13 protein-coding genes and 1 pseudogene are annotated in these 16,349 nt (G+C 39.0%); 13 read left to right on the plus strand and 1 reads right to left on the minus strand.

Translation table 11 applies throughout. From position 1 onward, the window contains the following. Positions 1 to 327 precede the first annotated feature (327 nt). Both ACK4M9_RS17480 and ACK4M9_RS17485 read left to right on the plus strand, forming a co-directional pair. The gene (locus ACK4M9_RS17480) at positions 328 to 1,521 is read left to right on the plus strand and encodes a PDZ domain-containing protein (RefSeq protein WP_409853368.1); all 1,194 of its coding nucleotides are present in this window, start codon (positions 328 to 330) and stop codon (positions 1,519 to 1,521) included. A 48-nt stretch (positions 1,522 to 1,569) separates the two neighbouring features. After that, a complete protein-coding gene (locus ACK4M9_RS17485; RefSeq protein ID WP_409853369.1) occupies positions 1,570 to 1,794 on the plus strand; it encodes a DUF2198 family protein in 225 nt (74 codons plus the stop codon). Between the two features lie 359 nt (positions 1,795 to 2,153). Here the strand turns inward: ACK4M9_RS17485 and ACK4M9_RS17490 are convergent, their stop codons facing one another. Further along, positions 2,154 to 3,449 (minus strand): MFS transporter, encoded by a 1,296-nt coding sequence (locus tag ACK4M9_RS17490; RefSeq protein WP_409853372.1) that lies wholly within the window; start codon positions 3,447 to 3,449, stop codon positions 2,154 to 2,156. A 256-nt stretch (positions 3,450 to 3,705) separates the two neighbouring features. Between ACK4M9_RS17490 and uvrB the strand changes: the two genes are divergently transcribed. From uvrB to ACK4M9_RS17545, 11 genes and pseudogenes are all read left to right on the plus strand, one after another. Beyond that, positions 3,706 to 5,679 (plus strand): excinuclease ABC subunit UvrB, encoded by a 1,974-nt coding sequence (gene uvrB / locus ACK4M9_RS17495; RefSeq protein WP_409853375.1) that lies wholly within the window; start codon positions 3,706 to 3,708, stop codon positions 5,677 to 5,679. A gap of 23 nt (positions 5,680 to 5,702) precedes the next feature. Then, positions 5,703 to 6,389, plus strand: a pseudogene (locus ACK4M9_RS17500) (RNA-guided endonuclease TnpB family protein); the annotation flags it as partial. Between the two features lie 119 nt (positions 6,390 to 6,508). After that, positions 6,509 to 9,373 carry an excinuclease ABC subunit UvrA gene (gene uvrA / locus ACK4M9_RS17505; protein ID WP_409853378.1) on the plus strand — a complete coding sequence of 955 codons (2,865 nt, stop codon included), beginning with the start codon at positions 6,509 to 6,511 and terminating at the stop codon, positions 9,371 to 9,373. Positions 9,374 to 9,794: 421 nt separating this feature from the next. Beyond that, entirely contained in the window at positions 9,795 to 10,883 is a 1,089-nt protein-coding gene (locus ACK4M9_RS17510) for a DUF4097 family beta strand repeat-containing protein (protein WP_409853381.1), read from the plus strand. A gap of 78 nt (positions 10,884 to 10,961) precedes the next feature. After that, on the plus strand, positions 10,962 to 11,162 hold the full coding sequence (locus tag ACK4M9_RS17515) for a PspC domain-containing protein (protein WP_409853383.1): 201 nt from the start codon (positions 10,962 to 10,964) through the stop codon (positions 11,160 to 11,162). Beyond that, entirely contained in the window at positions 11,162 to 11,518 is a 357-nt protein-coding gene (locus ACK4M9_RS17520) for a phage holin family protein (protein WP_409853474.1), read from the plus strand. Before ACK4M9_RS17515 ends, ACK4M9_RS17520 begins: the two co-directional genes overlap by 1 nt. 386 nt (positions 11,519 to 11,904) lie before the next feature. Then, positions 11,905 to 12,840, plus strand: a complete 936-nt coding sequence (gene hprK, locus ACK4M9_RS17525) for an HPr(Ser) kinase/phosphatase (protein ID WP_409853386.1) — start codon at positions 11,905 to 11,907, stop codon at positions 12,838 to 12,840. A 276-nt stretch (positions 12,841 to 13,116) separates the two neighbouring features. Further along, a complete protein-coding gene (lgt, locus tag ACK4M9_RS17530; protein ID WP_409853389.1) occupies positions 13,117 to 13,977 on the plus strand; it encodes a prolipoprotein diacylglyceryl transferase in 861 nt (286 codons plus the stop codon). A 13-nt stretch (positions 13,978 to 13,990) separates the two neighbouring features. Then, entirely contained in the window at positions 13,991 to 14,938 is a 948-nt protein-coding gene (locus tag ACK4M9_RS17535) for a nucleoside recognition domain-containing protein (RefSeq protein ID WP_409853391.1), read from the plus strand. A 69-nt stretch (positions 14,939 to 15,007) separates the two neighbouring features. Continuing rightward, entirely contained in the window at positions 15,008 to 15,661 is a 654-nt protein-coding gene (ppaX, locus tag ACK4M9_RS17540) for a pyrophosphatase PpaX (RefSeq protein WP_409853393.1), read from the plus strand. Further along, positions 15,654 to 16,157, plus strand: coding sequence for an acyltransferase (locus tag ACK4M9_RS17545; RefSeq protein WP_409853396.1), 504 nt, complete (start codon positions 15,654 to 15,656; stop codon positions 16,155 to 16,157). The genes ppaX and ACK4M9_RS17545 overlap by 8 nt, the downstream gene beginning before the upstream one ends. Positions 16,158 to 16,349: the final 192 nt, after the last annotated feature.

Raw genomic sequence — 16,349 nt, forward strand, 5'->3', positions numbered from 1 at the left:
TTTTATTAATTGAATGAATTTCATCATTACCTTAATCGAGCTATATCAATCTAAATATAGTTACGAATGGTTTTAACGCAACTACATTTAGAACCTAGTAGCGGTAATAATGAATGATGAAAATCGTTGAATTCCGAAAAAATAAATGTAATTTTAAGCCAGACTAGTTATAATGAATGTAAGTGAGTGAATTTCATCATTACCTTAATCGAGCTATATCAAAGTTGCTAATGGTTTTAACGCAACTACATCTAGAACTTAGAAGCGAAAATAATGAATGATGAATTTCATTGAAGTATGTTTTAAAATGGGAAGGGTGCTGAAAAATTGGACTTTAACGTAATCGGCATGGAACTATTAAAAGCAATAGGACTGTTTTTTATACATCCGCTATTTTATATCCTTCTAATGTTTAGCTTATTTTTGGGTTACAAACGAGTGCAAAGGGAAAGAGCTATGTTTCATACTCGAGTGTATGATGTAGTCGACGATCTCATTTACCCCGTCCTACCAGGCTTACTTGCCGGTTTTGTTCTCTCAATTTTAATCGTTGCTATTGGAGTTGTTATCCCAATTGGCATAATTGTTTTATTTGCTCTAGTTTATGGAGTTATCTTATTAACAGGACAGGCTCGGTGGTTATCGCCTGCCTATATAGGTGGAATAACACTACTAGTCGCCATGCTTCTTCCTAAGTTTGAGACAGGAACAGTGATTATTGATCAATGGATTGCTGAAGTTCATTCTGTTCATTTAGGTGGACTAGCTTTACTTGTCAGTTTGTTCCTGATTACTGAAGGTGCATTAATTTTAAAAACTGGCTATAAACAAAGCTCACCAAAATTATTGAAGAGTAAACGCGGGAAAATTATTGGAGCGCAAGAAGCGCAAAGAGTATGGATATTACCCGTATTTTTATTGCTACCAATGGGACCGCTTTTCCCAATTGAGTTTTGGCCATTATTAAATGCTGACGTACCTCAATTAGGACTTATAGCAGTTCCTTTTGCGGTTGGCTTTCAGCAGGTGATTCGCAGTACAATCCCTGTTCATGCTATTATAAACAATGGTAAACGAGTTTTACTTATCGGTATATTTGTATTAGCCTTGAGTGTTCTTAGCTTGTACTTCCCTATTTTTGTTCCGATTGTAGCAATTGCGCTAATTTTTGGAAGGGAAACACTCACATTCCTTTTAAGGTTGAAAGAAGAAAAGGAAACAAATATGTACACACAAAGAGAAAATGGACTTGTCATCCTTGGGGTTATTCCCAAATCACCAGCAGAAAAAATGGCTGTTAAAGTAGGCGAAGTAGTCACTAAGGTTAATGGAGTTCGCGTAAGAAATGCTCAGCAATTCTATGAAGGCTTGCAGCTTAACTCAGCATTCTGTAAGCTAGAAATTATTGATGAGAATGGCGAACTTCGTTTTGCACACACTTCTCTTTATACTGGCGAACATCATCAAATTGGTATCCTCTTTGTTGCTGATGAGCCTAAATATGAAAATAATGTTATGTAGGTGTCTAACCTAATCATGATAATATACGTTGGAGGGAGCAGGGAGTAAATGCTCAATGTCCTTTTAGCGCTCATTTTACCATTCTTCATGATGCTTTTTTTTACAAGAGTATCATATAGCAAATTTGGAGCGCTTTTAGTAACATTAATGATTGTCATTTTTGCCTTTGATGGCTTAAAACAAACAATCCCAGTAATAATTGCAGGAACTGTTTCTATCGCAGCTGGATATTGGATGTCGCTGCGAATTCAAAAGAAAAACCGTGGAGTATAACCGGTTTTTTTCAGAGGTCTAACAAGCCATTCATAAGCAAAACATGCGATTTCACACTAGAAATCACATGTTTTTTTATTGTTATCTGTCCCTGAAATTTCTTGAACGAGCGACTAAAAGTCGGTAGAGTTTTACACCGAAGAGAAAGGAAATTCAGCGGTCTTTATAAGAGTTCTATAACAGAAACTGAAACGATAAGGTCTATGTCGCTGAAATTTCTTGAACGAGCCTCTAAAATTCGTTAGAGTTTTACAGCGAAGAGAAAGGAAATTCAGCGACACTACAAAAAAGTAGTTGCTCTTCCCTTAGAAGAAGCAACTACCCTTAAAATCTTATGGAGATATTTTCCAATTAATAAATTAGCACTTATACTCGCAATTTTTCCTCGTATACCAATTCCAACAAACCCAAAGGCTAATGACGTAATACACGATAAAAATATACAATGCTAAATCTGCAGTCCCTGTCGTGTCAATTGACCAACCAAAAATTTTCGGGATAAAGAAGGCACCATATGCTGCAAACGCGGCAATTAAACCGAGAATTGGAGCGACTGCTTTTTCTTCAAAGATAAACGGTACCATTCTAAATGTTGATCCATTGGCGATCCCTGTTCCAGCAAATAAAATAAGAAACATAATTAGGAAGCCGTAAAAATTCTGATTGTGAAGGAAGAAAATTACACCACTTGTTGCAATAATCATACTTACAATGACCCAAAATGTAACCTTTGCACCACTGTTAACTTTATCAGATATCCAACCTCCTAATGGGCGGACACTGGCACCAACGAATGGTCCTAAAAAGGCGAAGGTAACAGCACTAACTTCAGGGAATTCAGAACGGATTAGTAAAGGAAAGGCTGCAGCAAATCCAATAAAAGATCCGAAGCACATAATATAAAGCCAAGCCATAATCCATGTATGCTTAAGCTTCAACACCGATAACTGCGCGCCAATACTTTGCTTAACGACTGGTGGCTCATCCATGAAAAATAATGTTAAGAAGAAGGCGATGATAATTGGTATCACCCATATAAATGCAGCGTTTTGAATGTAGACCTCAGTGCCGTCTGGCATAATTTGCGCGCCACCAGTTAGAGCCCCGATAAAGCCAACACCAATCACCAACGGAGCAACGAATTGAACGACACTGACACCGAGATTTCCAATGCCAACATTAATTCCATTCGCAGTTCCTTTACTTTTTTTCGGGAAAAATGGATTTAAAGTTGCTGTAGAAGAAGCTAAATTACCGCCGCCAAGACCGCATAACGCTGCTAATAGTAACATCATTGAATATGGTGTCTCTGGATTTTGAACTGCGAAGCCAATGCCGATTGCTGGAATTAACAAAACGGCTGTTGTAATCAAAGTTGTTCTTTTTCCACCTAGGATACTAGGCAAAAATGTATATACTAACCGTAATGTTGCTCCTGTTAAACCGGGTAGGGCAGCGAGGGTAAATAATTCCCCTTTAGTAAATTGAAAACCAACATCATTAAGTCTAACGGCAGTCACTGACCATAGTTGCCAAACGCAAAAAGCAAGAATGAGTGCAAATACCGATATTCGTAAATTTTTATTAGCGATTTTTTTTCCTTCATTTTCCCAAAAATGCTCGTTTTCGGGAGTCCAATTAATAAGTTTTGCCATAGTTCATTCCTCCGGTACTAATTGATCTGGCATTAACAACATGCCAATAATGCTTACTACAAGTTGAGTTTACCATTGTTTGGATTTTGTCGAATGTAATTTTTATCACAGTAGGAATATACGTTCGTAATTGATGTTTGAATGTGTTATCCTTGTGATATAATGAGTAGAGAGCATAAAACAGATTTTTTTTCACAATTATACAGCAACGCCTAAAAAATCGTTCACTAAAAATACAAAATTGGAGGGGGCAAATTTGGAGCAATTTCAGCTTGTTTCAAAGTATGAGCCACAAGGTGATCAGCCACAAGCGATCACAGAGCTAGTATCCGGATTAAAAGAAAGAAAACAGATGCAAACGCTTCTGGGTGCAACTGGGACAGGAAAAACATTTACGATCTCTAATGTTATTAAAGAGGTAAATAAGCCGACACTTGTGATTGCTCATAATAAAACGTTAGCAGGACAGCTATATAGTGAGTTTAAGCAATTTTTCCCGAATAATGCAGTGGAATATTTTGTATCGTACTATGACTACTACCAGCCTGAGGCTTACATTGCCCATTCCGATACATATATAGAAAAGGATGCGAGCATTAACGATGAAATCGATAAGCTCCGTCACTCGGCAACAAGTGCTTTATTCGAGCGCCAAGACGTCATTATTATTGCCAGTGTTTCATGTATTTATGGATTAGGTTCTCCTGAGGAATATCGTGACCTTGTCGTTTCATTACGGACGGGCATGGAAAAAGATCGTAATCAACTTTTAAGAGATTTGGTTGACATTCAATATGATCGAAATGATATTAACTTTACGCGTGGAACGTTCCGTGTCCGCGGTGATGTCGTTGAAATTTTCCCTGCTTCAAAAGATGAGCGTTGTATTCGTGTGGAGTTTTTTGGAGATGAGATTGATCGAATGACCGAAGTAGATGCTCTTACTGGTGAGATTCTTGGCGAACGTAACCATGTCGCAATTTTCCCGGCATCCCACTTCGTTACTCGTGAAGAAAATCTTAAAAAGGCGATTGTCCATATCGAAGCAGAACTTGAAGAACGTTTAAAAGAACTACATGAGAATGGAAAGCTCCTTGAGGCGCAACGGCTTGAGCAACGGACTCGTTATGACATTGAGATGATGCAAGAAATGGGCTATTGCAATGGGATTGAGAACTATTCACGGCATTTAACTTTCCGTGAGCCTGGTGCAACTCCATATACGTTAATAGACTTCTTCCCAGAAGACTTTCTAATGGTTGTCGATGAATCACACGTTACTCTCCCGCAAGTTAGGGGGATGTTTAATGGTGACCAAGCACGTAAACAAGTGTTAGTTGATCACGGTTTCCGTTTGCCTTCGGCTAAAGACAATCGTCCACTTCGTTTTGAAGAGTTCGAGAAAAAAATTAGACAAGCGATTTTTGTATCGGCAACACCAGGTCCTTATGAATTAGAACACACACCAAAAATGGTTGAGCAGATTATTCGCCCAACAGGGTTGCTTGACCCTACAATAGATGTACGTCCAATCAAAGGTCAAATTGATGACCTTATTGGTGAGATCCATGATCATGTTGAGAGAAATGAACGGGTTCTCGTTACGACATTAACGAAAAAAATGTCTGAAGACTTAACCGATTATTTAAAGGAACTAGGAATTAAAGTACGTTACTTACACTCCGAAATTAAAACGTTAGAAAGAATTGAGATCATTCGTCAGTTACGAATAGGGACATTTGACGTCCTGATTGGGATTAATCTCCTTCGTGAAGGTTTAGACATTCCTGAAGTTTCGTTAGTGGCGATTTTAGATGCTGATAAAGAGGGCTTTTTACGTTCTGAGCGCTCATTAATTCAAACAACTGGACGTGCGGCTCGTAACGCTAGAGGTCATGTCATTATGTATGCCGATAAAATCACCAGTTCAATGGATATCGCCATAAAGGAAACGAATCGACGTCGGGCCATTCAAGAGGCTTATAATGAAAAGCACGGCATTGTACCAACAACGATTCAAAAAGATATCCCAGACATCATTAAAGCGACAATGGCAGCGGAAACGGATGAAGAATACACAGCCGCTCCGATTACAAAGTTAAGTAAGAAAGAGCGTGCCGCTGTCATTGAGCGAATGGAAGTAGAAATGAAGGAGGCTGCCAAGGCGTTGAACTTTGAGCGTGCCGCAGAACTTCGTGACTTAATTATCGAGTTAAAGGCGGAAGGGTGAGTTTAGTAGAGGTCAGTTTCCATGGCCGAATGATGAAGGCCACGATTAGGCGCAATCCAAGCGGTAAATACTTCATTAGTATTTTGGTAGAAACAGAAATGGAGGAATTGACTAAAACTCATTCGTCTATCGGTGTCGATGTTGGTCTTAAAGCTTTTGCGACTCTTTCGAATGGTACCGTCTATCAACATCCGAAGTGGCTTCATTCGCTAGAACAAAAGTTAGTAAAAGCTCAACAAATACTTTCTAGACGAAACATCGGTTCATCCAATTGGTACAAACAACGAAAAAAGGTCGCTCGTACTCATGAAAAAATGACGAATGCCCGTACAGACTTCTTACACAAACTTTCAACCCATCTTGTCAAAAACCACGACGTGATTGGGATAGAAAATCTGTCTGTTCAAAACATGGTAAAGAATAAGAACCTGGCCAAGGCAATTAGTGAAGCTTCTTGGTATCAATTTCGTCACATGCTTGAATACAAAGCAAGTTGGTATGGCAAACAAGTAGTAGTTGTCGCCAAAAACTTCGCAAGTAGTCAGCTGTGTTCGTGTTGTGGCTACAAACATAAAGACGTGAAACATCTCGCTTTGCGTGAATGGGAATGTCCATCGTGTAAGAGCTATCATCAAAGAGATGTGAACGCAGGAATCAATCTTCGTAATGAAGCATTACGATTAACTGTCGGGACGACAGGGATAGCCTAATCAACTAGATACCATTAGGTGTCTTTACTTAGGAAGCCCCCCACTTCAATTTTTCGATAGAAAATTAAGTGGCGGGTAGTTCACTGAACAAGCATATAGTGGAAGGGTGACATGAATACATGGCTTTAGAAAATATTGTTGTAAAAGGGGCTCGCTCTCACAATTTAAAAAATATTGATGTAACGATCCCACGTGACAAACTAGTTGTCCTCACAGGTTTGTCTGGATCAGGAAAGTCGTCTTTAGCTTTTGATACGATTTATGCAGAAGGGCAGCGACGCTACGTAGAGTCTTTATCGGCATACGCTCGCCAGTTTTTAGGACAAATGGACAAGCCTGATGTTGATGCAATTGAAGGATTATCGCCGGCAATTTCGATTGATCAAAAAACGACGAGCCGAAATCCGCGTTCAACGGTTGGAACAGTTACGGAAATATATGATTATTTAAGATTGCTTTATGCGCGGATTGGTCGACCAGTTTGTCCGAAGCATGAAATTGAAATTTCATCGCAAACGATTCAACAAATGGTTGATCAAATTATGAGCTTTCCGGAACGGACAAAAATGCAAATTTTAGCACCTATTGTTTCTGGGCGTAAAGGTGAGCATGTGAAAACGCTTGAAGATATAAAAAAACAAGGTTTCGTCCGCGTCCGGGTTAACGGCGAAATACTTGAAGTAGCTGAAGAAATTAATTTAGAAAAAAATAAAAAGCATAGCATTGAAGTTGTGATCGACCGGATTGTCGTCAAACCAGGAATTGAAACGAGACTTGCTGACTCTCTTGAAACAGCATTAAATCTAGCGGATGGTCGCGTCATGATCGATATTATTGATGGCGAAGAGCTTCTGTTTAGCCAGCATCATGCCTGCCCACAATGTGGGTTTTCTATCGGTGAACTCGAACCTAGAATGTTCTCGTTCAATAGCCCATTTGGTGCTTGTCCGACATGTGATGGGCTAGGATCGAAGTTAGAGGTTGATTTAGATCTTGTTATTCCTGATTGGTCGAAAACATTAAGAGGACACGCAATTGCGCCGTGGGAACCAACAAGTTCACAATACTATCCCCAACTTCTTGCTAGTGTTTGTGACCATTACGGAATTGATATGGATGTTCCAATTGAACAAATTCCAAAGCATTTGTTAGAAAAAGTATTAGCAGGTAGTAGTGGCGAAAAAATCTACTTCCGCTATGAAAATGAATTTGGTCATGTTCGTGAAAATGAAGTTGAATTTGAAGGGGTTCTTTATAACTTAGCGCGTCGTTACAAAGAAACGAGCTCTGATTACATTCGTGAACAAATGGAAGGTTACATGGCACAAAAACCATGCCCAACATGTAAAGGCAATCGACTCAAGAAGGAAAGCTTAGCCGTTCTTATTAACGGCAAACAAATTGGCGCAATTACTGCAATGTCAGTAAAAGATGCGAAGCATTTCTTTGAAAGTCTTGTCTTAACAGAAAAAGAGCAGGCGATTGCTCGCTTAATATTACGAGAAATAAATGAGCGCCTTGGTTTCTTAATCAACGTTGGTCTTGATTACTTAAGTCTATCCCGAGCAGCTGGAACCTTATCTGGTGGTGAAGCGCAACGGATCCGTTTAGCAACGCAAATTGGCTCCTCGCTCATGGGAGTTCTCTACATTTTAGATGAACCATCAATTGGACTTCATCAGCGCGATAATAACCGTCTTATTGCAGCGTTGGAGCATATGCGTGACTTAGGCAACACATTAATTGTTGTCGAACACGATGAAGATACAATGATGGCCGCTGATTACATTTTTGACATTGGTCCTGGCGCAGGAGTTCATGGTGGAATGATTACTGCTGAAGGTACACCAGCCGAGATCATGGAAAATGAGCAATCGTTAACAGGGCAATATTTATCAGGGAAAAAATTTATTGCCTTGCCTACAGAGCGCCGTAAGCCTGATGGCCGCTTTCTTGAAATTAAAGGAGCGGCGGAAAATAACTTGAAAAATGTTTCCGTTAAAGTGCCACTCGGTGTATTTGTCGCAGTAACAGGGGTTTCTGGATCAGGGAAAAGTACGTTAATCAATGACATTCTATATAAATCAATTGCCCAAAACCTTTATAAAACAAAAGAAAAACCAGGGAAGCATAAATCTGTCCACGGTTTAGAGCATATCGATAAAGTAATTGATATCGACCAATCACCAATCGGCCGGACACCACGGTCAAATCCAGCAACATATACAGGTGTATTTGATGATATTCGTGATGTGTTTGCAATGACAAATGAAGCAAAAGTTCGTGGCTATAAAAAAGGTCGCTTCTCCTTCAATGTTAAAGGTGGTCGTTGTGAAGCATGTCGCGGTGATGGAATAATCAAGATTGAAATGCACTTTTTACCAGATGTTTACGTTCCATGTGAAGTTTGTCATGGAAATCGCTATAACCGTGAGACGTTAGACATCACCTACAAGGGCAAAACAATTTCTGATATTCTCGATATGACTGTTGAAGACGGCGTCGATTTTTTTGCCAATATCCCGAAAATCAAACGAAAAGTTCAAACATTATTTGATGTTGGGTTAGGCTATATGAAACTTGGACAACCAGCTACCACTTTATCAGGTGGTGAGGCCCAACGTGTAAAGCTAGCTTCAGAGCTCCATCGTCGCTCAACAGGTAAAACCATTTATATCCTCGATGAGCCGACAACAGGTCTGCATGTCGACGATATTGATCGCTTGCTCAAAGTACTACAACGCCTTGTCGATCAAGGTGACACTGTCCTAGTCATTGAACATAACCTCGATGTCATTAAGACAGTAGACCATATTATTGACCTAGGCCCCGAAGGCGGCGACAAAGGTGGGACAATCATTGCAACAGGAACACCAGAAGACGTAGCAAATACGGTTGAATCCTATACAGGGTATTACCTAAAACCAATCCTCGCTCGTGACCGCGAACGAATGGAGGATCGGATGAAGGCATTATCAAGATAACATTAACAAAGAGTGTAAAGCCTAGGTTTTACACTCTTTTTTGAGGTTAAATTTCTTGTAGAATAACTATTATCCCAATTCATAAGGATAGCAACAACTTCATACTAGAAGTCGCTGGCATTCTTTGAACGAGCCTCTAAAATCCGTTACAGTTTTACATTGAAGGAAAAGGGAGTTCAGCGACTTTGATGTTAAGGGTGAAGACGGCATGGTTATGTATAAGAAGTAGCGAAGAGAAAGGAATGCCAGCGACATTACAGTGGGAAAATTTAAGTGATTGTTGAGAAAAAATACAAATGTTGCTTTTTAATCCAATTGTTGTAAGATACCTAACACTAGAATAAAATAATAGTGGATATTTAGAAACTTTTCTTTGCTTCGATCGTAATAAAGATAATACGAATAAAGAGGAGGAGTTACCATGCAGGAAGAACGTAAGATGATTTTGAAAATGATTGAGGATGGGAAAATTACTGCAGATGAGGGAGTTGCTTTACTGAAACAATTAGGGGAAACGGAAAACAACGAACCAAAGCAAGAACAGAACACCTATTTATCAAACGATGTTGATTGGGAAAATGGTCATGATTACAGAGGTAAATACAACCAACCTTCTTTTACAAACCGCTTTACAGATTTTATTGAGCAAGCTGTTCAAAAAATTAAAGAGTTTGATCTTGATTTGAATTTTGGAAACTCGGTCGAGATTGATCATATTTTTCAGCACCATAGTAGCAACATCTTAAGGTTAGACATCGCCGTTGAAAATGGTAGTGTTCATTTTGTTCCTTGGGATGAAGACGATGTCCGTGTGGAATGTAAAGTAAAGGTGTATCGTGAAAAAGATGTAGAAGCTGCCAGAAAATATTTTTTAGATGAAGTATCCTTTAACGTAACTGATGACAAACTCCGTTTTAAGTCACGTGAGAAGTCTTTAAAAATTAATGCAACGTTTTACATTCCGCGTCAAAACTATGAAGAAGTGAAATTATATACGTTCAATGGACACTTAAACGGAGAGGTCATCGAAGCTCGTGAACTTGAAGCCAAGACAGTCAATGGACGGATCACTCTTGATAAGTTAACTAGTAGCAAGGCAACGTTAGAAACAGTAAATGGTAGTATAACGGTCAATAAGCTTGATACGGAAAAAGTAGAAGCGAAAACCGTTCATGGTACAGTTCATCTTACTGTCACTGGTGGCGTAGCTGATATTGAAACATTAAATGGTACAATTAAATATATATTAACGGAAAAAGTAAAAGCTAAAGCATATCTAAAAACAACAACAGGAAGCATTGAAATGACAGTTCCTGAGGACATGAAAACAGAAGGTGAATTTAAAACGGTTGTTGGTGGCTTTACTTGTGATTTACCACAAATGCAAATTCTCGATGAGAAAAAGGATATTGTTAATAAGTATGTAACATTCGTTTCCAATAGAGGACTTGAGCCAGTTTTTTACGTTGAAGCCGAAGCGAGAACTGGGTCAATTCTCATTCAAAATTAACAGAGAATGTTTAAAAAGAAGCATAAAAGAGCATTCAGTCGATCTTATTAAACATCCTCTAAAAGGGGATAGAGTAAAATGAAAAGATTATATCGTACACAGCATGACCGCAAACTAACTGGAGTATGTGGTGGCTTAGGTAAATATTTAAAAATTGATCCAACCGTAGTAAGAATCATTACCCTTCTTTTAATTATTCCTACTGCGTTCTTTCCGGTGGCAATTGCTTACTTAGTAGCGACTATCTTAATTCCAAACGAGCAGGATATACAATATTGATGCGTTGGCTTATCCATCTTCTCGTCAATAGTGTTGTTCTCGTTGTCGTAGCCGGTTACTTTGAAGGGTTCTACTTGGAAAGTGTTTCTGCTGCAATCATTGCAAGTGTCCTACTGTCGATCATCAACGTTATTTTAAAACCGATCTTAATCATCTTAACACTACCAGTTACGGTCATTACATTCGGCTTTTTCCTCTTTGTCATTAATGCGATAACGCTAATGATTACTGCAAGCTTAATGGGGCCTGCTTTCGAAATTTCAGGATTTGGTATGGCAGTTTTCGCAGCGATTATTATTAGTCTATTAAATATGCTAATCAATAATTTTGTAATCAAACCGATGCAAAAAAAATAGCGTAAAACGTTCAGATTCGTATGTAATCTGAACGTTTTTTACTTTTCAGGCGTAATATTGAATTTTGTCATGAAAAACTACTATTCGTAGCCCGATAATTAGTCTAGTTGAACCAGTATCTATCCAAATTAGATACTTTTCTATCCAAAACAGGTGCGTTATTAGCCAAAAACTAGCATTTTCTATCCAAACTACCAGATTTACTAGCCAAACCGAATTTTCAGCAGTAAAGCTAGTTACCAAACACATTTTAAAATGTAAATCCTACTTTCTCACCGATTAATTATGGTAAAATGTATAAGTCATCAAACAGATGTGAAAATAATGGTATCGAAAAGCGTTTGTTTTAAAATTTTGGGAACTAAGAAAAAGTGGAGGATGTTTTCATGCCTAAAGTAACAGCACATAATTTAATGGAAGAATTCAAGCTTGATTTAATATGTGGCGAAGAAGGGGTTTATCGACCGATCACTACTAGTGATATTTCACGACCGGGAATGGAAATGGCAGGTTATTTTAACTATTACCCTGCGACACGTGTTCAATTATTAGGAAAAACGGAGCTAACGTTTTTCGATCAACTTACTGATAGTGAAAAAACTGATCGAATGGAACGTCTTTGTACATACGATACACCAGCAATCATTATTTCTCGAGGGATGGAAATACCAACTCAATTAGTCGAAGCAGCAAAAAAAGTTGGCGTGCCAGTCATGCGCTCGAATTTAACAACGACTCGCTTAAGTAGTACGTTAACTAACTATCTAGAAGGTCAACTAGCACCAATGACAGCGGTTCATGGTGTATTAATCGATATTTACGGAATTGGTGTGATGATCACAGGCTCAAGTGGTGTAGGGAAGAGTGAAACGGCTCTTGACTTAGTGCGCAGAGGTCATCGTCTTGTTGCTGATGACTCGGTGGAAATTCGCCAAGAGCATGATGGCATGTTAGTCGGGAAATCGCCAGACCTAATTCGCCACCTGTTAGAAATCCGCGGGTTAGGAATCATTAATGTCATGACATTGTTTGGTGCCGGTGCTGTCCGCCTATTTACACCAATTGCTTTAGTCATCCATCTTGAAATCTGGGATCAAACAAAAGCATATGATCGTCTTGGTCTTGATGAAGAAACAATGAGAATATTTGATACCGATTTACCGAGAATTACAGTGCCTGTTCGTCCAGGACGTAACTTAGCTGTAATTGTAGAAGTTGCAGCGATGAATTTCCGTTTGAAACGAATGGGTATTAATGCAGCCGAGGAATTTTCATCACGCCTAACAAACGTCATTCAAGAAGGCGACAAAGAAGAAATTTAGACTTAAAGGAAAAATCGATGGAATTGTTGGCTGTTCTGACGACTAATACTCTAGAGATTTGTTTAAAGCGAACCTTCTCTACTTGAACAGCGTTAAAATCTTCAAAATAACAACTTAATGAATCTCATAATTCATTATCTTCGCTATTATGTTTTAAATGTAGTTGCGTAGAAACTATTCGCAACTACATTTAGATTGATATAGCTTGATTAAGGTAATTATGAATTCACTCAACTAATAAAGCTTTAAACTTGAATGAATAAAAGGGGTGCTATTATGATCTATCAAATTCAGCCTTTAAATCCGGTTGCCATTGATTTAGGTTTTACTTCAATTTATTGGTACGGGCTAATTATTGGTTTCGGTGCGTTTCTAGGTTACTTAATTGCCAATCGTGAAGCGGTGAAGCGGGGTCTTCCAAATGACCTATTTGCAGATTTATTACTTTTTGCGATACCGATTGCTATTCTTTCTTCACGTATTTATTATGTAATTTTTAAATGGGAATATTATATCCAACATCCTGGTCAAATTCTTGCTATTTGGGAAGGCGGCTTAGCGATTCACGGCGGTTTAATAGGTGCTTTAATAACGGGCTATATTTTTGCAAAAAAACGAGGTGTTTCGTTTTGGAAACTAGCTGATATTGCTGCGCCAAGTATTTTATTAGGTCAAGCAGTTGGACGCTGGGGCAACTTTATGAACCAAGAAGCACATGGAGGTCCAGTAGATCCAGCATTTTTACAGAGTTTACAAATTCCACAATTTATTATTGATCAAATGTACATTAATGGGCAGCATTATCACCCAACTTTTTTATATGAATCTCTTTGGAGTTTAGTAGGGGTAGCACTGTTAATCTATTTACGTCGTGTCAACCTCCGCCGTGGCCACCTATTTTTTGGCTATGTCATTTGGTATTCGTTCGGAAGATTTTTTATAGAAGGATTGCGTACGGATAGTTTAATGATGTTTGATCTACTAAGAACTGCTCAGGTCGTATCGCTTGTATCCATTGTTGGTGCTGTCATTTTAATTGTATACCGACATAAAATGGGATTAGACCATGAACGTTATTTAGATGCGGAACCTGAGAAAAAAGTAGTCAAGAAACAAAAGAAAAAGAAAAGCAAATAAGGAGTGAGAGATTTTGGGTAGCTTAAAAAGGGGATTACTAGTAGGATTGCAAACAACTTGGACGTTAGGAAAAATTATTTTTCCAATCACCCTTATAGTAACGATCATTGGGCATACACCGTTATTAGACTGGCTTGCTCGAATTCTCTCACCAATCATGAGTCTGATTGGCTTGTCTGGAGAAGCTGCAATTCCACTCGTGCTAGGAAATGTGCTGAACTTGTATGCAGCAATCGGAGCAATTTTAACATTGGACTTATCAGTAAAAGAAGTTTTTATTTTGGCCGTTATGCTTTCTTTTTCTCATAATCTTTTAGTTGAATCGGCGGTGGCCACAAAGGTTGGCATTCGCATGTCGGTCGTTCTCGCTGTCCGAATTGGACTTGCGCTTTTTTCAGCGGCAGCGATCAATTTTTTCTGGCAAGGTGGCGGAGAACCTGCCCAATACGGATTCGTTTCCTCAGCGCAGACAGTTGAAGTGACAGGCTGGGGGGCAATCATTTACCAAGGTTTAGAAAGTGCTGCGCTAGGCGTTTTCCAATTAGCGTTAATTGTTATTCCAATTATGGTTGGTATTCAAATCATGAAGGATTTAAACTGGCTTAACTGGTTTTCAAAAGCAATGTCTCCATTTACAAAAATGCTCGGAATGAAGGGAAATACGTCAACAACATTGGCAGCCGGGCTTGTCTTTGGGTTAGCTTACGGAGCAGGGGTCATGATGCAGGCAGTAAAAGAGGATGGCGTCAAAAAGAAAGACTTATATTTAGCGTTTATTTTCCTAGTTGCATGCCATGCTGTTGTTGAAGATACGTTACTTTTTATCCCACTAGGTATTCCAATTTGGCCGTTATTTCTGATCCGTCTCGTCACGGCCATTGTTTTAACGATCCTCGTCGCATTTATCTGGAACAGACTTGAGAAAAACAATGAACAGGTAACCGAAGAAAAAGTGATATAAGCTCGAGTTAATGTAGGATTTTTTCTGCATTAACTCTCGTATATTCCAAACCGAAAAAGGAGTTTTCTCATGAAAAAGATAGATACAATATTATTTGATTTAGATGGTACGCTAATCAATACAAATGAGCTCATTATTGCCTCATTTTTGCATACATTAGATCATTATTTTCCAAACGAATACACTCGTGAAAAAGTCATTCAATTTATTGGTCCCTCGCTTCATGACAGCTTTAGTGGGTTACTCCCAGATCGTGTCGAAGAAATGATTGATATGTACCGATCCTTCAACCATGAAAAACATGATGAATTAGTTGAAGAATACGAAACGGTTAAAGAAACAGTCAAAGCCCTTCATGAAAAAGGGTACAAGCTTGCGATTGTAACGACGAAGCGTTCAGATACAGCTCGCATGGGCTTAAAGCTAACAGGTCTTGAGCCATATTTTCCAGTCCTAGTCGGTATCGACAACGTCGAAAAAGTAAAACCAGATCCAGAACCGCTTTTAAAAGCACTTGAACAATTAGGTTCCTCACCTGAGCGCGCGATTATGGTCGGCGATAGTCAGTATGACGTTTTAGGTGGGAAAAATACAGGTACGCTAACAGCAGCGGTTGCTTGGACGATTAAAGGGAGAGAATTTATAGAAGGGTATGGGCCAGACGTCATGCTTGAAACGATGGCAGATTTACTCAGCTTTTTAGGAGAAGATTCTCGTGGCTAGAAGGACAACTCGCTATCCAGTTGTCGGTGCTAATTCCCTCTGGCAAATCTATAAGACCGTTCCATTTTTTAAGGTTATGAAAAACTTCATTGTTATCCAACTTAGTCGTTACACGCCTCATGTTCCATTTAAAAATTGGTTATTTCGGACGTTTTTACGAATGAAGGTTGGCGATCAAACAGCAGTTGCGTTAATGGTCATGATGGATATTATGTTTCCTGAAAAAATTACGATTGGCAAAAACACTGTGATTGGCTACAATACAACGATTTTAGCCCACGAATATTTAGTTGGTGAATACCGTCTAGGTGAAGTGATCATCGGGGACGAAGTGATGATCGGTGCCAATACGACAATTTTACCGGGAGTAATCATCGGTGACCGCGCAACGGTTGCAGCAGGATCACTTGTTCATAAAGATGTCCCAGCTGGCGCCTTTGTTGGCGGCAATCCAATGCAAATAATTAGAGAAGGAAACAGTCCTGCTCCGCAATAAGCGGGGGTGTAGGGCTGTTTTTTGTTTGGCTCGGGAATAGGCGCATACCATTCCCAAAGAGGTGCATAATTTAGCTGAGTCCGCTAGTGATTTACTCATAAATGAGGCTTTTTAGCTCAAAATGCTGTAATACTTAGAAAAATCTGAGTAAATAGTACAAAAAGGTTGACGGTTTTTTCCATGGGGTGTAGA

It is taken from the genome of Anaerobacillus sp., from assembly GCF_046314235.1.
Lineage (GTDB): Bacteria > Bacillota > Bacilli > Bacillales > Anaerobacillaceae > Anaerobacillus.